Raw genomic sequence first — 23,280 nt, 5'->3', positions numbered from 1 at the left:
AATATTTCCGGTTGGCTTTACGCCGAACCGCATTCCGCCGGACTGCCTTTAATTTTCTCCAGGGCATGGGGCAGGGCGGGCAGCACTACCTCCAGGTTTTCCCGCACTCCCTTGGGACTGCCGGGCAAGTTAACGATCAGGGTCTGTCCCCGAATACCCGCCACTCCTCGAGAGAGCATGGCATGTGGGGTTTTGAGCAGGCTGGCGGCCCGCATGGCCTCGGCCATACCGGGAACTTCCCGTTCAATAACGCCTCGCGTGGCCTCCGGGGTAACATCCCGGGGCGAAAGACCGGTACCACCGGTTGTCAGGATCAGATCGAGGCGGTCCTGGTCACACCAGGCCACGAGCAGGTCCGTAATTGCTTCTCGGGTATCCGGGACAATGGCATAGTTTTCCACTCGGAAGACATTGACCGGCAGCAGTTTTCTGGCCTCTTGGGCGCTTAAATCCTCTCGTTCACCCCTGGCGCCTTTATCACTGCAGGTCAAAATCCCTACTCTAACCATGTACTAGCTCAATAGCATCACCCGGGCGCACCACACCGCCGTGCAGGACCTTGGCAAAGATGCCCTCGGTGGGCATGACGCACTCGCCTAACCGTTTCTTGATAGCACAGCCGTCGTGGCAGGTTTTACCGATCTGAGTCACTTCCATCTCTACTTCCGGACCGATCTTTAACCTGGTCCCCACCGGCAGATTGGGGAGGTCAATACCCTCGGTTGTCAGATTCTCGGCAAAATCACCCGGTTGCAGTTCCATTCCTTTGCCCCGCATCTTCTCGATGCTCTCCAGGGCCAGCAGGCTTACCTGCCGATGCCAGGCGCCGCCATGGGCGTCACCTTCCAGGCCGAAGCCCACCAGCGCTTTGGCTTCAGCCACATTGTCTTTTTTAACGCCCTTGGTTCTGCTGACGGATACAGCGACGATCCGGGAGGGGTATCGGTCAGCAGGGGTTGAATTAAGGGTCATGGTGATTTTTTCCTCGCAATATCTTCTCTACGACGGCCATAGAAACAAATCTGGGTGGCAGAGGGGGGGGTAAACCACCTCTCATCCGGTTATTCCTTTTCTTTGGCGGCCTTGGCTTGGGCGATAATCTTTTCGGCCAGCGGCGGCGGCACTTCTTCGTAGTGGGAGAATTCCATCTCAAAGGTTCCGCGGCCACCGGTCTTGGAGGTCAGATCGGGTTGATAGTGCTGCACTTCTGAGAGAGGTACGTTGGCCGTAATGATCTGTAGACTGCCTTTCGAATCCACTCCGAGCACCCGACCTCGACGGCCGTTGAGATCACCGATTATATCACCCATAAAATCTTCCGGTACCGTGACTTTCATCTGCATTACCGGCTCCAGCAGGGTAGGCTGGCAGGCCATGAAGCCTTTTTTAAAACCCATGGAGCCGGCAATCTTGAAGGCCATTTCCGAAGAGTCCACTTCGTGAAAGGAGCCGTCATAGAGCATCACCTTGACGTCCACTACCGGGTTGCCGGATAGCTCGCCTTCCAGCATGGCCTCGACGATTCCCTTTTCTACTGCCGGAATGTATTGCTTGGGGATGACGCCACCGACTATTTTATCGACAAATTCAAAACCGCCGCCGCGAGGGAGGGGTGAAATGTCCAGCCAGGTGTCGCCGTATTGGCCCCGGCCGCCAGATTGGCGTTTGTATTTACCCTGAACTTTGGTGGAATTTTTGATAGTCTCCCGATAGGGTACTTTGGGGGTTTTCAGGTTGACCTCCACCCCGAATTTACGCTTAAGCTTTTCGACGGTGGCCTCTATATGAACCTGACCCATCCCGGAGAGCAGAATCTCCTTGGTCTCGGCGGTGCGGGTCAGACTCAGGGAGGGGTCTTCTTCAATCAGCCGAGAGATGGAAGAAAATACCTTGTCTTCATCGCCCCGGCTCTTGGGCTCTACGGCAAAGGTGACCACCGTTTTGTAGGGCTCCGGGGTGGGCAGGATGATGGGTTTGGCTTCTTCGCATAAGGTATCCCCGGTAACTGTCTCTTTGAGCTTCGCTACCGCCGCGAAGGTTCCAGGACCGGAACTCTCAACCGACTTCTGGTTTTTTCCCTCCGGCAGGAAGAGCTGGCCAAACCGCTCAGCCGCTTCTTTACCGGCGTTCCAAACGGTGGAATCGGCCTTCAGGGTGCCGGAATAGATGCGAAAGATGCTCAGGCGACCGGCATAGGGGTCGGCCACCGTCTTGAATACATAGGCACAGAAAGGACCGTCCGGATCGGCTTCCAGACTGATTTCCTCTTTAGTTTTGGGATTGATGCCGCTGATTGCTCCACGATCCGTGGGTGAAGGAAGATAGGCGTTAATGGCGTCCATAAGCAGGTTGACACCCAGATTTTGCGTCGCCCCACCACACAATACCGGGACAAAATTGCCTCCCAGGGTTCCGAGCCGCAGTCCCTGTAATATTTCTTCCGTGCTGAGCTGACCTTCTTCCAGGAATTTTTCAATCAGAACGTCGTCGGATTCGGCGGCAAAATTCAACAGATCACCGCGCCGAGACTCAACTTCGTCGGCCAATTCCGCCGGTATCGGACCTTCTACGAACTTGCCGGTGCTATCAAAGGAGTAGGCCTTCATGGCTACCAAATCCACCACACCCTTAAAGCTGGCCTCCTGCCCGATGGGAATCTGCAGCAGTACCGGTTTGGCCTGTAGAGTATTACTGATTTCCTGGACGGCTTTGTTAAAATCGGCCCGCTCCCGCTCCATTTTATTAATGAAAACCAACCGCGGCAGCTTGGAATGATCGGCGTAACTCCAGACCTTCTCCGTTCCAACCTTCACCCCATCCACCGCATCAACGATCACTAGAGCGCCGTCGACAACCTGGAGGGCGGCCCGTGTCTCAGCCAGAAAGTTGTCATCACCTGGCGTATCAACGAAGTGAATGGCGTGTTTCTTCCAATCGAAATGGTGGCAGGCCGCTGAAATGGAGATGCGGCGCTTCACCTCTTCCGCCTCAAAATCTAATACTGAACTGCCGTCATCCACTTTGCCCAGCCGATTCGACGCCTTGGCTGTAAAGAGCATTGCCTCGGCCACCGAGGTTTTGCCGGCGCCGCTGTGTCCGATCAAGGCCACGTTGCGGAGATGATCAAGTTTTCCAGCCATGCAGGTCCCCCTTTGTACAATTCCTGATAACTTCTACTGTCGGAATTTTTATTTCTACCAAACTATAAGGAAAAACACAAGAGGGGAATGGATTATCGTGAATATATTCATATAAGTTCACATGTTCTCAAGAACACAACGATGCATGAAAACAGTCGACTTCCAACGGATTGCCAGGAGTTATTACCTCTTACCCCTTACCTATAACCTTTTTTTATATAAGTCCACATGTTCTGCCGAACACAACGAAGCATAAAAACAGAACCGTGGCGGCTGCTCACAATAATGTTTTTGCTGCTCACGGCTCACGGCTCACGGCTCACTGTTTTTATACAAATTTTTTCTCATCGACCATGTTAAACAGAAGCGGCGATCATGGGCCACCCTATCCCATTATCGATAATTTATTTGGCAATTTACTCATAGGGAGGGCCGCGCCCGGCGTCTTTAAAAGCTGTTTGCGTATAAGATTCTCATGGCTTTGGGGGTGAGGTAGGAATAACGACAATTATCTCGTAAAGATTCTTGCCAGTGGCCGGTTGAATGAGTACCATAATTCTATGTTGGCCGATTTTTACCAGCTACTGGCAGGCTGCACCGATTTCGGCGACAAAGCCGGTAAAGGCCATGCACCATCAGATCATTAAAAATCGGAGGGATAGAGATGTTCTTTAAACAATTTTTTAATGAAGGGTTGGGGTGTTGCTCGTATATGGTCGGCTGTGCCCAAGCCGGAGTGGCAGCGGTCGTCGATCCGCGCCGTGATATCGGGGATTACCTGACTTTGGCCCATCAGGAAGGTTTAAGGATCACCCATATCATTGATACTCATGTCCACGCCGATCATATTACCGGTAGTCAGGAACTCCAGCGAGTGACCGAAGCGCCGATATATATTCATGCCCAGGCGCCAGTGAAGTATGGGCATCAGGGACTGCAAGAAGGTGAAGAGATCATATTGGGCACCGCTCGTCTGCAGATCTTGGATACTCCCGGTCACACGCCCCACAGTGTCTCAGTGTTGGTAACTGACGCCAGCCGGGGCCGTGAACCCTGGTTGATGCTTACCGGTGACCTGCTGTTTGTCGGCGATGTCGGTCGACCGGACCTGGCCGGGGCGGAAAAATTGGAAGAACAGGTAGAAAATCTGTATCACAGTCTGTACGATAAATTGGGGAGATTTCCTGGCCGCCTGGAAATCTATCCGGCTCATGGCCACGGTTCCCTCTGCGGTCGGGCTTTGAGCAGCAAACTGAGTTCTACCTTGGGATTCGAACGGCACAATAACCCCGTTTTGCAAAAGGGTTCACTGACCGAATTTAAGACGGTCATGATGCAGGAATTTCCGGCCCGCCCGAAAAACTTTACTCACATCATCGCTACAAACCTGGCCGGACCGCCGTTGGTAGATCAACAGCGGCCATTTCGTCCCCTGAATGTGCCAGAGGTAAAAGCCAAGCTGGAAAGCGGTCATGTGCTGCTGGACACCCGGGAGGAGGCTGCCTTTGGAGGGGCTCATATTCCTGGCAGCATCAACATCGGGATGTCACCGCCGATCGGCAACTGGGCCGGCATGGTACTCGAACCTGGCACGCCGTTGGTATTGTTGGTGGATAACCAGGAAAAGCTCAGAGAAGTAGTCCGGCAACTCTACCGGGTCGGCTATGATGCCATCGACGGCTATTTATCCGGGGGCATCAAGGCCTGGGAGATGGCTGCGCAGCCGACCGCTTTTCTGCCCCAACTGACTCCCCGGGAATTAGCCGATATGTTAAAGTCGGGCAAGCCCGACCTCTTGCTGGATGTCAGGACGCCGACGGAATGGCGGCAGGGACATATCGCCGAGGCCGAACACGCACCTTTATCTCAACTGGGCCAGACTGATCTTAGCCCTTTTGTCGGCAAACGGGTGGTTATCATGTGCGGCAATGGCTACCGCGCCAATATAGCCGGCAGCCTGCTGATGCGGCATGGAGCCAAAAGGGTGATGGCCGTCGCCGGAGGCATGGTTTCCTGGCGGAACGCCGGCCTACCGCTAGTTACTTAGAGATGCGGACGGACAGGCGGTACCGATATTTTTCTTATCACACCAGAGTTCCGAGTTTAAAAAAATGATGATATTAGAGTTTCTGGCGAAATAGCTCCTTGCATCTGCCGGAAACTGAAAACTCGGAACTCAACACTCGGAAACCTAATAATCTCAAAGTATTATAAGAACGCTGCTTGATCGGATCATGGGGGAGACTGTTGCCGCAGTGCGACAATCGTGGTTTTAAGCCGTTTGAGGTCTTCGGCTTTTTCGACATAGGCCGCAGCGTTGGAAATGTCCAGGTCATGGAAGTTTTCCGGTTGGAACGCATGAATGAGGATCAGTACGGCAGGGTAAAGCCGGTGTATCTCTTCAATCAGCTTAAACTCCGCCACATAAGGAGTCTCGGGATCCAGGATGAGAATATCCGGGGTCTCTCCCGTGGCCAATAACGCCAGAATTTCCCTCGCGTCTCGGGCCACGCTCACCCGGTGTCCCTCCATCGCCAACTCCCGCCGCAGCAGATCCCGGACATGCCGATTGCGGTCGGCGATCAATATGTGTGTCGCCGTTTCACTCATAATGGTCTCAGCATGGATTACTGAGACTTTCTGCAATAATAATACCAGCGTCAAATTCTTTCGGGAAGACCTGACCTCATGTCAGAGGACCTGAAAATCACCTTGGTTCCAGTTTCAGGATTCTCTTTTTCTATCAATAGCTTCTGTAATATCAAATATTTTTGGATTTTCCGGATTGAACTTCAGGCAGAATAGGGTATTGCCCGGATCGAAGGTCCGACAATAAGCGGTTTCCGGCCTGCCCGTTTTTTTTACACCTTGTAAAAACAGACCAAGGTAAGTGCAGACAATAGGTCAGATATCGTCGGTTCGGACCGAGGTCTCCAACCGCAGGCGATACTTATCGATTTTGGCCTGCAGGGTAGGGCGGGAAAGGCCCAGAAGTTTGGCGGCCCGGGTGCGGTTGCCACCGGTAAGATCCAGAGCTTCGCTGATAAGAAGGCTGGCAAAGCGGTCCATACATGAGTCAAAGGCATTGTCATCCGAAGCACTCAACAGTCCTTGGCGGACCCATTGCCGGAGGCATTCGAAGGTCTCTTTGACGCTCGCCGTCTTGGCCATACTGTCGCCAATGACCTGGGAGACCTCCTCCGGGCGGATGAGATAGCCCCGGCTGAAGATCAGGGCTTTTTGGATGGTATTGGCCAATTCCCGGACGTTGCCCGGCCAATGGTAGTTGCAAAGGATATTTTTTGCGGCAGGAGTCATGCCTGGATTGGCGAGGCCCATTTCCCGGGCAAATCGTGCCAGAAAATAATCGGCCAAGGCCGGGATGTCGCCGGTACGTTCACGCAGCGGGGGCAGCCAGAGTGTGACAACTTTGAGACGATAATAGAGGTCTTCCCGAAAACGGCCTTCTTTCAAGGCTACTTCCAGATCACGGTTGGTGGCCGCAATGATCCGGACATCCACCGGAATTGTGTCGCGGCCGCCCAATCTCTCGATGCTCCTTTCCTGCAGCAGACGCAGGATCTTGGCCTGAATGCTGAAAGGCATGTCACCGATTTCATCCAAAAAGACAGTGCCGCCATGGGCCTGTTCGATCTTCCCCACCCGACGGCTGACCGCGCCGGTGAAAGCTCCCTTTTCAAAACCGAAGAGCTCGCTTTCCAGGAGGGTTTCAGGGATAGCGACGCAGTTGATCACCAGAAAGGGTTTATCGGCCCTCAGGCTGTGTTGATAGATGGCCCGGGCCACCAGTTCCTTGCCGGTGCCGGATTCGCCTCGCAGAAGCACCGTAGCATCAGTGGGAGCCACCCGGCCGATGGCTTTATAAACTTCCTGCATGGGGCGGCTATGTCCGATAATTGCCTCACCGCTGGCGGTTTGTGGGGGCCGGTTCATCTCCACTTTGGAGCGCATAAATCTGCCCGCTTCCAGCGCCTGGCCGATGATGACCAGGATATCGGGAATCTCAAAGGGTTTTAAAATATAATCGTAGGCCCCGAGTTTGGTGGCTTCGATGGCCGTTTCAGTCGTACCAAAGGCGGTCATGATGACAACCGGCAGTTTAGGTTCGAGGTCATGCATAGTCTTAAAAGCTTCCAAACCGCTCATTCCGGGCATGCGGACATCCATGATGACTAGATCAGGGGGAGCCTGACGGATGAGGGTCAAGGCCGCTTCCCCGTCGGGGGCGGTTAATACTGCGTGACCTTCATCGAGCAGCAGTTTTTCAAAGCTTTGCCGCAGCTGGGGGTCGTCGTCAACTATGAGTATAGTTCCCATGCCTGATCCTTCTAAGAGGTAGAGTGAGGCTAAAGATAGCGCCCTGTCCGGGAGGCGACTTGACTTCGATCCAGCCGCCATGTTCCTGGATAATCCGCAGGGCGATACTTAACCCTAATCCGGTTCCCTCCTCCCGGCTGGTGAAAAAAGGTTGGAAGATGTTTTCTTGCATGCCTTCAGGGATACCGGGGCCGGTGTCCTGGATAACTATCTGGACAACCCGACCGATGCCAGCAATAAAATCCTCTGTTTCAGTAATAGTGATAAGGCCGCCTTTTTCCATGGCTTCACAGGCGTTGACGATAAGGTTCACAAATACTTCTTTTAACTGATCGGGGTCGGCCCAGATTTCCGGTAGGGGTTGTTGGCGGTTCAGGTGAACCAGGACCTTAAAAGATTCCAGTCGGGGACGGAGCAGAGTCAGGGCCATATCGATAACGGCAGAGGGACTGCATTGCTGTATGGTAAGTTTGGGAGGACGGGCGTATTCGAGGAAGTTTCTGACGATGGTGTCAATATGGCCGATCTCCTGGGAGATAACATCCAGATCCTCCAGTTGCCCGACGGGCAGATTGAGATGGCGACGCATGGAGTAGAGGCGCATTTTTACAGAGGTGAGAGGATTTCGGATACTGTGCGCCACGCCGGCGGCAAGCTTACCCACCATGGCCAGTTTTTCTGATTGGACCAGGTGTACCTGACTCTGTTTGAGCTGCGTCTGGGCCTGATCGACGTCCTCTTGAAGATGAGAGACTTTGCGGCTGAGGGCCTGCACCTCGTTTATAGCTTCATTGGCCGGCGCCGTCGAATCAGGTTCCTGCAACAACTGCCTGATCGGGGCCAATATCTGCTTGACGAGGATGTAAGCCAGCAGCAGCCCTAGAATTCCCACCCCGGGAATGATCACCAAGGCGGTGTTGGTGATGAGTTTGGCCTTAAAACCGCTCTCCAGTTTGGCCTCAGCGATTCTCTGCTCATGAATGAACTTATAACGGTCGCAGAGGCTATAGAGGCGGTAAAACTGTTGGCGCGTCTCCCAATGCAACCGCTTTCCCTCTTCCTGGCGATTATATTTATAAAGATCGATGACCTGGCGCCGATCAGCAACGTAGTTCTCGTAAGATCGGGCAATCTGTTGCAGCAGTTTCTCCATATCAGCGGTATGAGCAGATTTCTTGGCTTTGGCGAGCCACTCCTCAAAATTCCGCTGCTGTTCCGCCAGTTCCGATAGCCAGGAGGGGTTTCGGTCCAGGAAATAATACGTGACGCTTCCTTTCTGACGCAGGAGGGCCGATTCTAGCTCCGCCGCGGCCTGAAAGGAAGCAACATTTTTATCGATGAGGTCTGTTAGCAGGGAGTCGATGGCTTCACTATACCAGACCGTCACCAGTCCGCCAGCCAGGGCGGTTAAAATTAAGGCTGCCAGAACGATCAGTAGACGAGCCTGCAGGCTGAGACGTTTCCACATATGCAATCTATCACTGAATAATAGCTCTAAGGGTAGCAAAAAGTTTTATCTTATTCACCGCTTACCCTAACCCTCTCCCCTCAAGGGACGAGGAAAAAAAGACAGATATTTGGATAAGTTGAATTTTTGTTCCCGCATCGTTGCCCCAGGATCTATTATACATACTTTTCACAAAAGATCATGTTCGCTTGTGATATTTGACGATTTTTTATTTTCTCAGATGACTGAAGAGTTACAAAGGCTCATGGTTCACTCTGGAAGATCTCGGCTATTGATTTTGAGAGTCGGCAGGTTCACTGGCAGTTTGCCAGCCACCCCCCAGGGCCCGGTACAGGGCAATGACGGCCAGGAGTTCGTTGGCCTGGACCTGGGTCAGCCGCAGTTCGGCTTCGAAAAGCTGGCGGTCGGAGTCCAGGACCTCCAGGTAGGGAGTCACACCGCCAAAATAGCGTTGGTTGGCCAGGTCAGTCTGCTTGGTCAGGGCCTGGACCTGCTTTTCGGCCTCGAGACGGACTTCCCGTAAGCGGCGGACGCCCACCAAGGCGTCGGAGACCTCCCGGAAGGCCTGTTGAATGGACTTTTTGTAATTCAGGAGGGCCTCCTGCTGCAGGGCCTCGGTGGCCCGGACATTGGCCCGGAGCCGCCCGGCGTTGAAGATGGGCTGGGTGATGCCGGGGGAAATAACATCCCAGAAACTGGCATGGGCGGAGAACAGACTTTTCAGGGCCGCGGATTCCCAGCCGGCGACGCCGGTAATCCTGATGTTGGGAAAGAGCAGGGCCTTGGCCTCCCCGATGCGGGCGTTGGCCGCCACCAAGGACTCCTCGGCAAAGCGGACGTCGGGGCGCCGCTCCAGGAGAGCGGAAGTCATTCCCGGCGGGATAGTGACGGATAACTTCTGCTTCAGGAGAGGTTTGCCCCGGCTAACTGGCCCTGGGTTGCGCCCCAGCAGGGTGGTGATGCGGTTCTCCTGCTGTTCGATGGCTCTTTGCAGGTCGGGAACCACGGCCCGGGCGCCGTAAACCAGATTTTCGGTCATGAGCACGGGTGTCTGGGAATCCCAGCCGTAATCAAAGCGCGCCTTGACCAGTTTGAGTGACTCTTCCCTGACTTTGACGGTGCGGTTGCTGATGTCGAGCTGCTGGTCCAGGGCCCTGAGCTCTATGTAGGCCCGGGCCAGATCGGTTACCAGGGTCTGGATGACGAATTTGCGGTTCTCTTCGGAGGCGTAAAACTCCGCCCGGGCAGCTTCCGTGGCTCGGCGGATGCGGCCGAAGAAGTCCAATTCCCAGGAAAGGTCGCCGAAGATTAGGCCGGCCATACGCTCCTGCTGGGGGGCGAGAACGGAAAAGCCACGTTCCGAGGTGCGCAGGCTCTCCAGTTGGCCGTTGGTATTGAGGGTGGGGAAGAGATAGGATCTTTGGATGGTCACCTGTTCCCGGGCGGCCATCACCCGCTGGGCGGCGATCTGGACGTCGTAGTTTTCCTGGAGGGCGATGTGGATCAGCTCCTGGAGTTTCTGGTCCTTAAACACCTCGAACCACTTCAGGTCCCCGAAGGAGACCTCGGCTGGCTGCTTGGAGAGATCCGGTCCTGCACCCCGAAAAGTAGGGGGGACCGGATAGCCGGGCCGCTGGTAGTCAGGGCCGAGGGTGCAGCCGCACACCAACATGAACAGAAGCATGATCAGACAGATCCTCATGATTTTTCTCCTTGATGACCCGGGGGATCAGCCGCGGCCACACTGGGCCTCGGGTTTTCCTTGCCTTTGCGGTGAGAAAATTTTTCCACCACGTAAAAGGTCACCGGGATGAGGAAAATGGCGATAATTGTTGCGGCCGTCATCCCCCCGATCACGGCGGTGCCCATGACCTTCCGGGCGATGGCCCCCGAACCGGAAGCCAGGGCCAGGGGAATGCACCCCAGGATAAAGGCGAAGCTCGTCATGAGAATGGGGCGGAGCCGCAAACGCGCCCCCTCCAGGGCCGCATCGGCGAAATCCTTGCCTTTTTCGTATTCCACCTTGGCGAACTCGACAATGAGGATGGCATTCTTGGCGGCCAGGCCGATGAGCAGGATCAGGCCGATCTGAGCATAGATGTTAAGCTCCATGCCCCGCAGGGATATGCCTAAAAAGGCCCCAAAGATCGCAACGGGTGTGCCCAACAGCACGCTGAAGGGAAGGGACCAACTTTCGTATTGGGCCGCCAGGATCAAGAAAACGAACAACAGCGACAGGGCGAAGACAACCCAGGCAGGTACGCCTTCCTGGGCCTTCTTCTCTTGATAGGACATCCCCAGATAATCGTAGCCCATTTCAGCCGGCATGGTCTGTCGGAAGACTTCTTCCAAAGCCTTCATCCCCTGGGCGGAACTGTAGCCTGGGGCGGTGACGGCATTGATCTGGACGGCCCGGTAGAGGTTGTAGCGCATGGTGAACTCCGGGCCGGAGCGCTGCTCCAAACTGGTGAGGGCGCTTAGAGGTACGGCGTCGCCGTTCTTATTGCGCACATAGAATTGGCCCAACTGTTCGGCCTGGACCCGGTATTCCCCTTCGGCCTGCACATACACCTGCCACTGGCGGCCGAAGCGGTTGAAGTAATTGACGAAGTAGCCGCCCATGAAGGCCTGCAGCACCCGGTAGACCTCGCCGATGTCCACCCCCTGCTTGAGCACCTTGTCCCGGTCCACCTTGACGAAGATCTGAGGCACGGTGGGGACGAAGGTGGTGGTAACGCGGGAAAGTTCCGGACGTTTCTGGGCTGCGGTCAGGAATTTCTGCGTGTTTCCCCAGAGGAAGGGGATGTCTTTGCCGGCCCGGTCTTCCAAGATGAAGGTGACCCCGCCGGCGGTGCCGATGCCGGGAATGGCCGGAGGCGAGAAGGCAAAGGCAATACCCTGGGGGAGCTTGCTCAATTTCCCATTGAGGATGGCCATGATGGCTTCGTATTTCTCTTCTGGTTTTTTTCGCTCGTGCCAGGGCTTCAGAGTGACGAAGAAAAAGCCGCTATACGTGTTGGTGACGCCGCTCAACATGCTGTAGCCAATCACCGAGGTGACGTATTCCACCCCCGGGGTGCTCCCCATAATCTCCTCGATCTGGCGACAGACTTCGCTGGTGCGTTGCAGGGAGGAGGCGTCGGGCAACTGCACCCCGGCATACAGATATCCCTGGTCTTCTTCCGGGAGGAAACCGCCGGGCAGTCTACCTCCCAAAAGTCCGGCGAGTCCCGCCACCAGGGCCAAAAAGAGGAGGCTCATCCCCGCCTTCCGGATAAGAGTTCCGCACCAACTGACATAGCCGTTGGTGGTGCGGCCGAAGGCTTCATTGAACCAGCGGTAGAAGCGGCTGAGCGGCCCCTGCGATGCCTTTTTCGGCTTGAGAAGCAGGGCCGACAGAGCTGGGGTCAGAGTGAGAGCGTTGAAGGAGGAAATGATAACCGAGACGGCGATGGTGATGGCGAATTGCTGGTAGAGCCGTCCGGTGATGCCGGGAATGAAGATGGTGGGAATGAAGACCGCGGCCAAAGAAAAGGTCGTGGCCACCACCGGCCCGGTGACCTCCTCCATGGCCTTGATGGTGGCGTCTTTGGGCGACAAGCCATGCTCGATGTGGTGCTCGACGGCCTCCACCACCACAATGGCGTCGTCCACCACGATGCCGATGGCCAGGACCAACCCCATGAGGGCAATGGTATTGATGGAGAAGCCCAGGAGGGGGAAAAGAGCAAAGGTGCCTACCAGCGAGACGGGCACTGCTAGGGCCGGGATGAGGGTGGCCCGCCAGCCCTGGAGGAAGATGAAGACGACGATGATGACGAGAACGAGGGCTTCAAAAAGGGTGTGAACGATTTCCTTAAGACCCTCCCGCACTGCCTGGGTGGTGTCCAGGGCGATGGCATAGTCCATATCGGGGGGAAAAGACTTTTTGGCCTGCTCCATGAGCTTTTTCACGCCATCCACCGCCTGGATGGCATTGGTGCCGGGGAGCTGGTAGATGGCCAAGACGGCGCAGGCCTTGCCATTCAAACGTCCTTCGAGGGCATAAGTCTGGGACCCCAGTTCGATGCGGGCCACGTCTTTCAGCCGGACCAACGATCCGTCCGGGTTGGCCCGGAGCACGATCTGTTCAAACTCCTCCGGGTTTTCCAGTCGGCCCTGGGAGCGTATGGCGTAGGTGTATTCCTGGCCTTTAGGGGCTGGCTCCGCCCCCACTTGTCCCGAGGGATTCACCGTGTTCTGTTTCTGGATGGCATCGACGATCTCGGGAATGGTGATGTTGAGCTTGGCTAGTTGGTCGGGTTTGACCCAGAAACGCATGGCATATTGGCCAGCCCCGAAAACGGTGACGCTGGCAATGCCGGCTACCCGGGTGATCTGGTCGTTCAAGTTGATGTAGGCGTAATTGGCCAGGAAGGTGGCGTCGTAGGTGCCTTGGGGAGAAATGAGGTCCACCACCATGAGGGGCGCCGCGGTTGATTTCTTAACGGTAATGCCGTAGTTGCGCACGTCGGCGGGGAGTTTGGCCTCGGCCTGGGCCTGGCGCATCTGGGCTAGCACCTGGTCGATATTAGGGTCGGTTTGGACATCGAAGTTTACGTACAGCTTTAACTCACCGTTGTTGGCGTTCAACGAGTACATGTAATTCATATTGTCCACGCCGCTCATCTCCTGTTCGATGGGCGTGGCCACGGACTGTTCCACCGTTTGGGCATCGGCGCCCACGTAGGTGGTGTTGATGAATATTTCCGGCGGGACAATGTTGGGGTATTGGGAAATGGGCAGACCCAAGAGCGCCACCACTCCCACGATCACCATGACGATGGAGATGACGATGGCCACAATGGGCCGATTAATGAAAAAGCGCGCCATGGCCCCTACCTCTCCTGCTTCCCGGCGGGTAAGTCTTGGGCGCCAGCCGAAGCCTCCTGATGCGGCTTGGGGGAGACTGGCATACCGGCTTTCACCTTTTGGATCCCCTCCACAATCACGTTCTCCCCTGGCTTGAGGCCCTCATCAATCACCCAGAGAGGGCCGGCGCGTTCACCCACCTTGACCCAACGCAGGTCCACCTTATTGTCTGGACCCACCACGGCCACCTGGAATTTTCCTTGGAGTTCGATGACCGCGCGCTGCGGAACCAGTAACGCCCCTTCTTGCGTATCGATTAATGCTTTGATTTTGGCGAATTGCCCGGGCCGTAGGATATTCCCGGGATTGGGAAAGAGGGTGGCCACTTTGATGGTGCCGGTGCGCTCGTCCACCTGGCGGTCGGCAAAGAAGACCTTGCCTTTGTGGGGAAAGACCTTGCCGTCGGCCAGGACCAGTTCAAGTTTAGGAGTTTCTCGGTCGGATATTTCCTTAGCTTCTCCCTCCTTGATATAATGCAAATATTCCTGTTCGCTGAGAGGAATATACACTTTAATGGGATCAACCGTGGATACCGTGGTCAGTTCCGGACCGCCGGGATTCCCCACCAGTTCCCCCAACTGGGCTTTGGCGATGCCAGCAATGCCATCGATGGGGGAGGTTATCTTGGTAAAACTGAGATCGATTTCCGCTTTCCGCACCGCCGCCTTGGCGGCCTGGACCGCGGCCCGGGCCGAAGCCTCCCGGCCGATGGCGTCATCCAGATCTTTCTTGCTCACCGCGCTCACCGCGGCCAGGGGCCTGATCTTGTCCAGGTTGGCCTTGGCGGTGTAGAGCTGGCCTTCGTTGATGGCCAGTTGCCCTTTGGCCTGCTCCAGGGCGGCCTGGAAAGGCCGGGGGTCGATCTCAAAGAGAACCTGACCGTTCTTCACCACCGAGCCTTCCTGATAGTTTTGCTTGATGAGGTAACCCTGCACTTGGGCATTGATTTTGGCGTTTACCAGGCCGTCCGTAGTGCCCACCCACTCTCGGAAAATGGGCACGTCCTTCTGGGCCACATTCACCACTTCCACCGTGGGAACTGCCGGGCCGGCCGCCTTTTTCTCGCCGCAGCCACTTAACATGCAAGCCGATAGGCTGATGGCTGCCAGAAAATGAACTGCAACGCCGGGGCTTAGGACAATATGATATCGATCCATTGAAGATTACCTCATATCTTTCAGATCTTAAAAATTTCACGGGTTTTCTTTTTGGTGCATAACTGCCAAAGATACCAGCCGGGCCAAGGTGATGGCCGGGTAAAGCTGCCCCACCAGGGCCTCGAGCATGCACAATGTGCGCGCCAAGGGATGTATCGGGGTAATATCGCCGTACCCGGTGGTAGTGATAGTGATAAAACTGAAATAGGTCAACGTGCGTTGCAATACGTCAGGATCCCCAACGCCCATTCCTTCCGGTAAGCGAAAAGCATGGGGCATGGTCAAAGCCACCACTTGGTAAAGCATGGCCCATAATCCCCCCAGAAGCAGGTAAATCAGAATGGCGCCGCGAATCCGGTGGCCGGTTACCGGTCCTTCCCGAAAGACCTGGTTTATCACTATGGCCAACAAGAACGCCATATAGATGAGGCTAACGCTAACGTTCAGGGTCGTTAGTCCCCCTCCTGGCCGAATTTCCTCCGCCCAGTTAAGGGCCAGACTGGCCACCGCCAGGACCAAGGCGAACCCCCGTAACCATCGGTGTTTAAACGTAGTGAAAACGCCGGCTACAATAATGAGAGAAAAAAACAGGCGGGCCGCCAACCTGCCGAAACTGAACTCACTCAGTGAATTAAGGACAATCAAATATCCCAGAGTAAAGATAAGCAGGCTCGTGAGGCTGCTTTCATCGGACCAAAAATGGTGTGGATGGAGTTTTGAGAGACTCATGCGCTGTTTTTTTAGCATAGTGCTTCCCATCTCTGGGAACGCCGGTGAAAACCGATGCCCCGGGCTACTCCCTGAAATTCTTTTCCTTGATTATGAGCCTGGCAAAAAATAAAACATGATGGCCAATATGATATAAACCGTGATTAACTGGACTCCCTTAAACCAGTTGGCTTTGCCGTCTCCTGCCACCATGGCGCCGATCAGCACGGTCAGGAATATGATCCCCAACAGGACCCGATTAAATACCAGATTGAGGGGTTGGGGAGCTATGAAGTAGCTCATAAGTACGAGGACCGGCGCCACAAACAGGGCAATTTGTATGGAGCTGCCGATGGCAATAGAAAGGCTCAGATCCATGCGGTTTTTCATCCCCATGGCCACCGCCGAGCTACTCTCCGCGGCACCGCCGACCACGGCCAGGATGACTAAGCCAATAAAAGCCTGAGACATGCCTAAAGTCCTGCCTGTTTCCTCCACCGCGCCCACCAGGATTTCGCTCATAAAGGCCACGAAAACCGAAGTCAGCAGCAGGATGGCTACGGCTCGGGGTAAACTCCACCTCACTTCATCCGGAGGTTCCACATCCTCCGCTGAACTCTTAAAGAAATCGGGATGGGTCTGCAACATAAAGAACAAGCTCAAGCCATAAGTGGCTAAAAGCACCACGGCCACGGCCAGATTAACATATTGTTCGTGCTGAATGGCGTCAGCGGTGACAAAGTTGTGAAAGGTGCTGGGAACGGCCAGGCTGATGACTGCCAGGAGCATCATGGTCATGAAATTACGGGCGGCGACCGGATTGAAATTCTGAGTGTGGCGGCGATATCCACCTAACAGAAAAGCCAGCCCGAGGCCCAGGAGCATGTTGGCCAGAATGGCGCCAATAATGGACGCCTTGACCATGTCATATAGCCCGGCCTTCAGGGCCACCAGCGCAATGATCAACTCTGGGGCGTTGCCGAAGGTGGCATTTAACAAACCACCGATGGTGTCGCCTGTGTAGGAGGCCAGTTGCTCGGTGGCATGCACCAACAAAGCCGCCAACGGAAAAATGGCTACGGCGGCCAGAAAAAACAATAGCGGTTGGGGTACACCCCCGATCCTATCCAGGATTATGGTCAAGGGGATGAAGAACAGGGTCAAACCATAAAAAATTTTTTGGAGTATTTTCAAAGAATTTTCCTTCGTACCGAAAACCTAACGCCGGCCGCCCCGGCCGCCGCCGCGACCGCCGCCCCCGCGGAATCCACCGCCGCCGCCACCGCCTCGGAAGCCGCCGCCGCCGGGTCGGGAGAAACTGGGGCTGGGCCGAGAGGCCGAACTGGCTCGCTGGAAGTTCTGGGTGCGCCTCTCGCCCCGCTGCCGAGCCGCAAAGTCCTGGTTCAATCGACCGTTGTCGAAGCTGGGCCGCGGAGCCGCGGTTGGACGGGCTGCGGGAGTTGGGCGAGTCGATGCCGCCGGGCGCTCAGGCCGGGAGGCTGGCCGAGTTGCCGCCGCCGGCCGGGTTGCCGGAGATGCCGCCGGTTTCCATTGGCTCCCCTGGCGCTGCTGCCAGTTGCCCTTGTTGTCCCGTTTCATGACATTGCCATTCTTATCAGCAAAGACGTTGTTGGGACCGGCGGGGCGAGGTTTGGCCTGGGCGGGGCGGGTTGCGGGTTTGGGCCGCCCCACTTGGCCAGGACCCCCGGGGCGCTCACCGGGTTTACCGGGCCGCCGCTCCGCCAGATTATTCTTATTGCCGGGCCGATTGTAAAGATTTCCCACCAAGCCTGCGGCTGTCCCACCCGCCAAACCTCCAGCCAAACCCCCGGCCAGGGCTGCACGGTGGTCCACCCTCGGCCCTTCCCCAAGGCCAGGCCGCTCGCCAATACCCGGCCGGTCGCCTGGTCTTGGCCCATCCATCCAAGGCCGCGGCGGCCGCTGACCGGGAGGCGCGGGAGGAATACCTACCACCCTATAATGAATGTTATTGATGTTGGTATAGTGGTAGCCCCCGGCGCCCCAGTAGCCGCTAGCCCCACCCCAATAACTCGGACCGTAATAACCGGGGCTGTAATTGTCCCACCAGTTGTCTGCCACCGCAGCAGTAAGGGCCACAGTGCCCGCAGCTACTGCGGCAGCACCTAGCCAGGAGACGGGATCGTAATACGAGGGGGTAGAAGCATAGGATCCGGCATATGGGTCGTAGGCTGCGCCATACCCATAGGTGTCTTGATAAGGGATGTAAGCCGTGTCACTGGCATAAGCCGGATAGGTATAGCCAGTGCCATATACCGGCGTGCCGCCCTGCATGTAGGTCCCAGTATAGCCTGGGGTATACCCTACATAGGCTACATCGTCGGTGGAATCATAGACGTCCGCGTACTTCACGTTGTAGTGGGGGTTGCTGGGAGGGATTTTCCCCTTGTCTTTGGGAGGCTGGACTGACACCCGCCAGGGGCCGTTGGGGGAGTCCGCCTCATACCACACCCCCTGATCGCAGGCATAAAACTTCGCCCCTTCCTTAAACACGGCCTGGCCGGTGTTCTTGGCATACTCCAAATCAGTTCCGGCCACCTTCTCAAATTGCGGCTGACCGTCGTACTTGACCTGGGTAGTGGCCTTTTTCCGGTCAATGGCCGCGGTCTGAGGAATGGCCGCCTCCGCCGCTGCCTCTTTGGCCTCCTGGGTGCCGGCCACATTGGCCAGGACAAAACCCTTGGGAGACTTTTCTGGAATCTTGGCAAAATCCCCCGGCAGCTTATCCGGGGCCACATAGGCCCAGGGGCCTTCCTGCAGAGACTTGCCGGTGAACCAGCGGCCTGAAATGAGCACAAAATACTGCTGGCTGGCGGTATCCGTAAAGACGTTGCTGTCGGTGTTGCTCAGATAGAGCAGCCCGGTGCCAGAGATGGGTGTCCAATCCGCCTCGCCTTCCGAGACGATGAGTTCGGTGGGCTCCGTGCTGACGATGACCTTCGGCATCAGGTCAAGGGAGGCCTTCACCTTTTTCCCCTGGGGCGCTTTGCTTTCTTTCTGGGTGCGCTCCTCCAGGGCCTTCATCTCCTCCGGGAGGCTCTTGGCGTCTTTCCAGGGACCCTGCACCTCGGCGGCGGTGAGCCAGACATCGCCGCCCTTGAGAAAATAGGCCTTGGTCGCCGGATCATAGATCATGATGAAGGGGGTGTTCACCACCCGCATGAGTTTGGTCTTTTCCAGGGGGCGCAGTTTCGGGGCGCCGTCCAGCGGCACCAGCACCGCCGGCTGGTTTTCATAGATGATTTTGGGAGGATTGGTTCTCAGGCCTTGATCTTCGGCCTGATGTTTCTTGAGGTCTTCCACCATGACCAGAACCCGGTCCATGGAGATGTCAGCGCTCAAATCCTGCACCTCGGAGTTGATAAACTCCTTGAATTTCTCCAACTTCTCCGGTTCCACCCCGGCTGCTTTGATGTCGGTGATTTTCGGTTCATCAATGGTGACCATACGGGTGTCCCGGTCGGTGGCCACCCGGGCCGAAAGCCACACCACCCCGAATATCGGCTCCTTCATGTCCTTGCGCTTTGCTGAGACCGCCGCCCGGGCCGTGAGCTTGTCGGCCTCAAAGCTTTCTAACTGCGGCTGATACATGGTGACTTTGCCGTTGGGGTGCTCAAAGACCTTGGGCCATGACTCCTGAGCAGCCATGGCTGCCCGGCTGAGAATCAGAACCGAAGTCAGAATAGTCAAGATAGCCATTTTTCTAAACTTACTCGCATGACGCTTTCTGTTCATGACAAACCTCTCCTTTTCGGTTCATAGCCATTTGTAACAAAACTTAGGGCCATCAATCCATCATACCGATGCGCTGCTCGACATTTTCCACCACCTTAATGCCTTGGGCCTCAAGCTGACGACGAGCGAGGGGAGACACCGCGCCGGTCACCCAGAGTTCAAAGTTAGCAGGATTGCGGCTGGACATCTTGTAGCCGGCCAGGGTGTTCTTCACCGCCCGCTCGGCCCGTACCGTCCAGACCCCATAATCCAGAGGAAAGGGAATAAGCACCGTGCCGTTGGCCGCCCGGGCCATGACGACCCCAGGTGCCGTGATCTCCTGGAGGGGTGCAACTGACTGCTGATAAGCCGCCAGAATTTCGGCTATGTTTTGCATAAAATTAGCCGAATCCTCGTCAGTGGCCCGCAAGGCAAAGTTGATGAACGCCCCCCGGCCCTGAGCTCCGTGAAGCTTTTCCAGGCTTGCCACGATAACAGTCTTCTGGCGCGGACTGAGCTGAGTATGATTGAGTAATCTCTCCGTCAGGCTCTGGTCCACCCCCATGGCCTGAAGTTTTTGTTCGTTGATATTCCGAAGTCCACTCGGCGATTCATCCCGGAGCAGACGGTTCACTTGGCTGGCAGTGGCCGACATTCTGCTGATACCCGCCACAGCGCCGCCACCATAAGGAATAGCTGCCGAAACTCCTAAGGAACCCAGAGCTTGGGCCTTACTCAGGCTATCCAATTCATTTTGCAGCACCCGGTTGCTGGAGTAGACATCCACCCCCAGGTCATAAGCAATTTTCCGTTTGGCGTCGGAGACATTTAAAAGCTGTTGGCGCACGGGATCCCGCCGGGGCTCCCGGGGTTGTTGAAGACCCGTAGCAATGTTGTCAAAAAGCTTGGCCACCCCTTTGGGAACGCTGGCCAGGGTGTTGGCGGGATCAGCAACAAGATTGGTCCCAAATTCCAAGGTCTCTTGCGCCTTGCCTTTCACCCCTTCCACGAAGGCTTCGCCTCGACTCATTTCTTTCATCGCGGCAATGGCTTGAATTTCTTTAATGAGCTTTCGCAGGCCATACGTGCCGGTGACCTGAAAAGTCCCGTAATCCGAATTAACCGTATAACGGAGCATATATCCATCCGCCGCCACCTGGTCCTGAACGTTAAAGTGCGGTCCGGACCTCAGTTTCGGTGGCAACACCTCGGAGGCCTGTTTATTGCTGGGCACCTCGTAATTGGCGGCGCTAAGGGCCACTCCACTGGAGAGGATTACTGTGCACAGTATGCCGGACAACAAACCGGGTAAAAGACTATATCCGGTTTTGGCTTTTTTTCCACCATGGTTCATCATGGGCTTTCCCCTTTGATTCAGTAATATTTTTTTCTTCTTACTCTTTATTTTCTAACAGAGGTCCTCCCGGTGGCCTCGGCCTTCTCTTAGCCTCGATGGCCTGCTTCAATCTCGGCGGATGCTTCATCCGGGGATATCCTCGGGAGCCCGGGTCATTGCACAGGTCGAACAACTGATTCATGTAATTTCTGTCAAACTACTCCTGCCGTTCCACGTCACCCCCCCCGGAATCATCGCCAGGTTGAAATCCACCCCGTTCACCTAACTCATGGCGCAAATCCGGTAGAGATCGCCAATCCCCTAATATTTGATGATGGTGTTCAGGCCCCGTTGCGTGATGCCTTTGAGACTAGCTTCGGTCTTGACCCACTTGGGTTGGACCTTGCTGTTACGCACGATGAACAGGCGCATGGACCGAGGTTTAAATTCCTTCTCCCTCAGGTGTTCGGAGTTCTGATGAAGGGCCAGGCCCAGGCAACCATAGAGTCATATCGTCCCAACTAATCAGACCAGTCACACGCAAGGATATGATATCCCCAAGCGGGCAGGTCCAGGTAAAGACCATTAATCAGTAAGTCATCACCTCCCCGCTCATAAACTGTTTCGCTCATCAGGTCTTGAAGGATTACCTTTCTCCCGCTGAAATCAACAAAGGGGAAATTGACGTAGCACTGTCCCTGGGTGTGACCGTAATTCACCGCAATCAGCAACCGTTGCCCCGGTACTCTTTCCCAGGCGAAGGCCAGGAGGCGGTCCCAGGTGGGGTTACACTCCCAGGCTGGACGCACCTCCAGGAGTTTCCAGCGACCGTCCCGCACTTCCGGTCGCTCCAGGCAAGCCAGCAGTTTCCGATAGAATTTCTGAAGGTTGGGGTCAACCGGTTCTTCCGGGCGACGGCCCAGATGCATAGAGACTTTGATCCGGCGGCCCTCAAGTTGACCTTCGTGAAAGAACCGCAGACCGGGTATACAGTAGGTAATGACTGCCGCGGCCTGGTGCACTGGCGGAGAAAAATCTTGGGCAGCGCGAGGCTCGTCATGGTTTTCCATAAATCTGACTAACCGATCCTGATAAACCATATCAGCCCAGAGATGGCTGCGCGCGGCGGCGGCGTCGTGCGATAAAAGCCGGTCATACAGCTTTTTATCATAGCAATAATCAAAACCCTGCTGCATGAGTTCCCACTCCAGGTCCCAGTAGACCTCAGCCATAAAGATAAACCCTGGGGTTTTGGCCTTTACCGGCCCGGTGACTGTTGGCCAGAAGGGCTCGTCCATGGGATCCGAACCATCAGCCGGAAGGGACCGCTCGCCCCAGGTACGCTGGAAGACCTCAGGGAGAACCAGCATGGCCATGTCACAGCGCACGCCATCAGCGACCTTGGCGAGTTTGAGGAGCACCTGCGTCATCGCCTCCCTGAGGGCCGGGTGGCGGTAATTGAGCTGAAACGTATCAGGCCAACCGGAAGAGAAAGGATCACGGCCGTGGGCCAGGATGAGAGAGCCGCGACCGGTCTCTACCTGCCGGTAATTGTGAGGCTCCCGCTCCAGGTCGGTTTTACTCCCCTGGATGTAGAACTCCGGGTGGGTCTGTACCCAGGGGTGATCCGGGGCCGTGTGATTAGGGACAAAATCCACAATAAGTTTTAGTCCTCTTTCCCGCAGGCGCTCTCTCAACCCGAATAGATCCTCTTCCTGGCCGAAATCCCGATGCAGGGTGTAACCCGTCACTGCAAAGGGCGAACCGCTAACGTCGGCCTCGGCAAAACCTGGAAGTGTCGCCTGGAATTCCCGCAGCCATTCGGGATGGCTCAGGGAGATTGCTCGTCCGGCGGGGCCGGTCTGCCACAAGCCCAGGAACCAGACATAGTCAAAGCCCCTGGCTGCCGCTTGGTCGAGAAACTCCTCGGGAATGTCGGCCAACATGGCAGGACGCCCCAGGGCGGCTCCAAGCTCCCGGAGCCACACCCGGGTGTTGATCTGGTAAAGCGAAGGGTAACGAACCATGTTCAAATCCTCCCAGTGGCGGGGGGGCTTTCTTCCTTACCATTAAAATCGATATGAGAGCCCGCCGGAGACACTGCGCATCTGATAAGAAGTAGCCCCTGGCCCCACGTTGTGAGAATAAAACCCCACGGCGCGCAGAGACAGGTGGTAGGTCAACAGGTAGTTCATTTCCGCCAGTGCGTTGACGGTCTTTACCCCGATATTGTTCCCCTGCCAGCTATAATTGATATTGCTCTCCAACGCCAGTTTGGCTCGCTTTCCCCAGTTCTTTTCCAGGACCATGCCCCAGGAATGAAACGTTATCGACTGGAAATCGGTATAGGAAGGCCCGGTAGCGGGGGGAGCCACTTCCTCGGCGCGGCGGTTATAGTCGCCATAAGCAAAAAAATACTTGAGTTTAAGCAGCGGGTGCATCAGCACCCGAAATTGGACTCCACTTCCC

At 55.9% G+C, this 23,280-nt stretch carries 16 protein-coding genes; 1 reads left to right on the top strand and 15 read right to left on the bottom strand.

From position 1 onward, the window contains the following. Positions 1-17 precede the first annotated feature (17 nt). The 3 genes from DESAC_RS11915 to fusA all read right to left on the bottom strand — a co-directional run bounded on the left by DESAC_RS11915 (position 18) and on the right by fusA (position 3,140). Positions 18-509 (bottom strand): MogA/MoaB family molybdenum cofactor biosynthesis protein, encoded by a 492-nt coding sequence (locus DESAC_RS11915; RefSeq protein WP_013707323.1) that lies wholly within the window; start codon positions 507-509, stop codon positions 18-20. Then, entirely contained in the window at positions 502-972 is a 471-nt protein-coding gene (locus DESAC_RS11910; RefSeq protein ID WP_013707322.1) for an MOSC domain-containing protein, read from the bottom strand. Before DESAC_RS11910 ends, DESAC_RS11915 begins: the two co-directional genes overlap by 8 nt. Before the next feature lie 89 nt (positions 973-1,061). Further along, positions 1,062-3,140, bottom strand: coding sequence for an elongation factor G (gene fusA / locus DESAC_RS11905; RefSeq protein ID WP_013707321.1), 2,079 nt, complete (start codon positions 3,138-3,140; stop codon positions 1,062-1,064). 664 nt (positions 3,141-3,804) lie between these two features. On the opposite strand from fusA, the gene DESAC_RS11900 reads away from it, so the two are divergent. Continuing rightward, positions 3,805-5,187 carry an MBL fold metallo-hydrolase gene (locus DESAC_RS11900; protein WP_013707320.1) on the top strand — a complete coding sequence of 461 codons (1,383 nt, stop codon included), beginning with the start codon at positions 3,805-3,807 and terminating at the stop codon, positions 5,185-5,187. A gap of 185 nt (positions 5,188-5,372) precedes the next feature. Here DESAC_RS11900 and DESAC_RS15405 read toward each other — a convergent pair whose 3' ends face one another. The 12 genes from DESAC_RS15405 to DESAC_RS11840 form a co-directional block, all read right to left on the bottom strand. Further along, complete coding sequence (locus DESAC_RS15405; protein WP_013707319.1) at positions 5,373-5,750, bottom strand: response regulator; 378 nt, start codon at positions 5,748-5,750, stop codon at positions 5,373-5,375. Positions 5,751-6,044: 294 nt separating this feature from the next. Next, positions 6,045-7,478, bottom strand: a complete 1,434-nt coding sequence (locus DESAC_RS11890; protein ID WP_013707318.1) for a sigma-54-dependent transcriptional regulator — start codon at positions 7,476-7,478, stop codon at positions 6,045-6,047. Then, positions 7,456-8,946, bottom strand: coding sequence for an ATP-binding protein (locus tag DESAC_RS11885; protein WP_013707317.1), 1,491 nt, complete (start codon positions 8,944-8,946; stop codon positions 7,456-7,458). The genes DESAC_RS11890 and DESAC_RS11885 overlap by 23 nt, the downstream gene beginning before the upstream one ends. A 268-nt stretch (positions 8,947-9,214) precedes the next feature. After that, a complete protein-coding gene (locus DESAC_RS11880; RefSeq protein WP_013707316.1) occupies positions 9,215-10,648 on the bottom strand; it encodes an efflux transporter outer membrane subunit in 1,434 nt (477 codons plus the stop codon). Beyond that, positions 10,645-13,818, bottom strand: a complete 3,174-nt coding sequence (locus tag DESAC_RS11875) for an efflux RND transporter permease subunit (RefSeq protein ID WP_013707315.1) — start codon at positions 13,816-13,818, stop codon at positions 10,645-10,647. Before DESAC_RS11875 ends, DESAC_RS11880 begins: the two co-directional genes overlap by 4 nt. Before the next feature lie 5 nt (positions 13,819-13,823). Then, positions 13,824-15,014: an efflux RND transporter periplasmic adaptor subunit gene (locus tag DESAC_RS11870; RefSeq protein WP_013707314.1), complete on the bottom strand. Its 1,191-nt coding sequence runs from the start codon at positions 15,012-15,014 to the stop codon at positions 13,824-13,826. 36 nt (positions 15,015-15,050) lie between these two features. After that, positions 15,051-15,761, bottom strand: a complete 711-nt coding sequence (locus DESAC_RS15400; RefSeq protein ID WP_013707313.1) for a potassium channel family protein — start codon at positions 15,759-15,761, stop codon at positions 15,051-15,053. A gap of 72 nt (positions 15,762-15,833) precedes the next feature. After that, positions 15,834-16,916 (bottom strand): calcium/proton exchanger, encoded by a 1,083-nt coding sequence (gene cax / locus DESAC_RS11860; RefSeq protein ID WP_013707312.1) that lies wholly within the window; start codon positions 16,914-16,916, stop codon positions 15,834-15,836. Positions 16,917-16,940: 24 nt separating this feature from the next. Further along, entirely contained in the window at positions 16,941-19,496 is a 2,556-nt protein-coding gene (locus DESAC_RS16325; RefSeq protein ID WP_013707311.1) for a hypothetical protein, read from the bottom strand. A 52-nt stretch (positions 19,497-19,548) separates the two neighbouring features. After that, complete coding sequence (locus DESAC_RS11850) at positions 19,549-20,832, bottom strand: hypothetical protein (protein WP_013707310.1); 1,284 nt, start codon at positions 20,830-20,832, stop codon at positions 19,549-19,551. A gap of 500 nt (positions 20,833-21,332) precedes the next feature. Further along, entirely contained in the window at positions 21,333-22,838 is a 1,506-nt protein-coding gene (locus tag DESAC_RS11845; RefSeq protein WP_013707309.1) for an alpha-amylase family glycosyl hydrolase, read from the bottom strand. 42 nt (positions 22,839-22,880) lie between these two features. Then, positions 22,881-23,258: a hypothetical protein gene (locus DESAC_RS11840; protein ID WP_148231241.1), complete on the bottom strand. Its 378-nt coding sequence runs from the start codon at positions 23,256-23,258 to the stop codon at positions 22,881-22,883. Positions 23,259-23,280: the final 22 nt, after the last annotated feature.

It is taken from the genome of Desulfobacca acetoxidans DSM 11109 (genome assembly GCF_000195295.1).
In the GTDB taxonomy this organism is placed as follows: domain Bacteria; phylum Desulfobacterota; class Desulfobaccia; order Desulfobaccales; family Desulfobaccaceae; genus Desulfobacca; species Desulfobacca acetoxidans.
This window is presented reverse-complemented; position numbering and strand designations above follow the sequence as displayed.

Excerpts from the sequence above, each read along its gene's own strand:
- DESAC_RS11915 (WP_013707323.1), bottom strand. The coding sequence starts at position 509 with ATGGTTAGAGTAGGGATTTTGACCTGCAGTGATAAAGGCGCCAGGGGT.
- DESAC_RS11910 (WP_013707322.1), bottom strand. The coding sequence starts at position 972 with ATGACCCTTAATTCAACCCCTGCTGACCGATACCCCTCCCGGATCGTC.
- fusA (WP_013707321.1), bottom strand. The coding sequence starts at position 3,140 with ATGGCTGGAAAACTTGATCATCTCCGCAACGTGGCCTTGATCGGACAC.
- DESAC_RS11900 (WP_013707320.1), top strand. The coding sequence starts at position 3,805 with ATGTTCTTTAAACAATTTTTTAATGAAGGGTTGGGGTGTTGCTCGTAT.
- DESAC_RS15405 (WP_013707319.1), bottom strand. The coding sequence starts at position 5,750 with ATGAGTGAAACGGCGACACACATATTGATCGCCGACCGCAATCGGCAT.
- DESAC_RS11890 (WP_013707318.1), bottom strand. The coding sequence starts at position 7,478 with ATGGGAACTATACTCATAGTTGACGACGACCCCCAGCTGCGGCAAAGC.
- DESAC_RS11885 (WP_013707317.1), bottom strand. The coding sequence starts at position 8,946 with ATGTGGAAACGTCTCAGCCTGCAGGCTCGTCTACTGATCGTTCTGGCA.
- DESAC_RS11880 (WP_013707316.1), bottom strand. The coding sequence starts at position 10,648 with ATGAGGATCTGTCTGATCATGCTTCTGTTCATGTTGGTGTGCGGCTGC.
- DESAC_RS11875 (WP_013707315.1), bottom strand. The coding sequence starts at position 13,818 with ATGGCGCGCTTTTTCATTAATCGGCCCATTGTGGCCATCGTCATCTCC.
- DESAC_RS11870 (WP_013707314.1), bottom strand. The coding sequence starts at position 15,014 with ATGGATCGATATCATATTGTCCTAAGCCCCGGCGTTGCAGTTCATTTT.
- DESAC_RS15400 (WP_013707313.1), bottom strand. The coding sequence starts at position 15,761 with ATGCTAAAAAAACAGCGCATGAGTCTCTCAAAACTCCATCCACACCAT.
- DESAC_RS16325 (WP_013707311.1), bottom strand. The coding sequence starts at position 19,496 with ATGAACAGAAAGCGTCATGCGAGTAAGTTTAGAAAAATGGCTATCTTG.
- DESAC_RS11850 (WP_013707310.1), bottom strand. The coding sequence starts at position 20,832 with ATGATGAACCATGGTGGAAAAAAAGCCAAAACCGGATATAGTCTTTTA.
- DESAC_RS11845 (WP_013707309.1), bottom strand. The coding sequence starts at position 22,838 with ATGGTTCGTTACCCTTCGCTTTACCAGATCAACACCCGGGTGTGGCTC.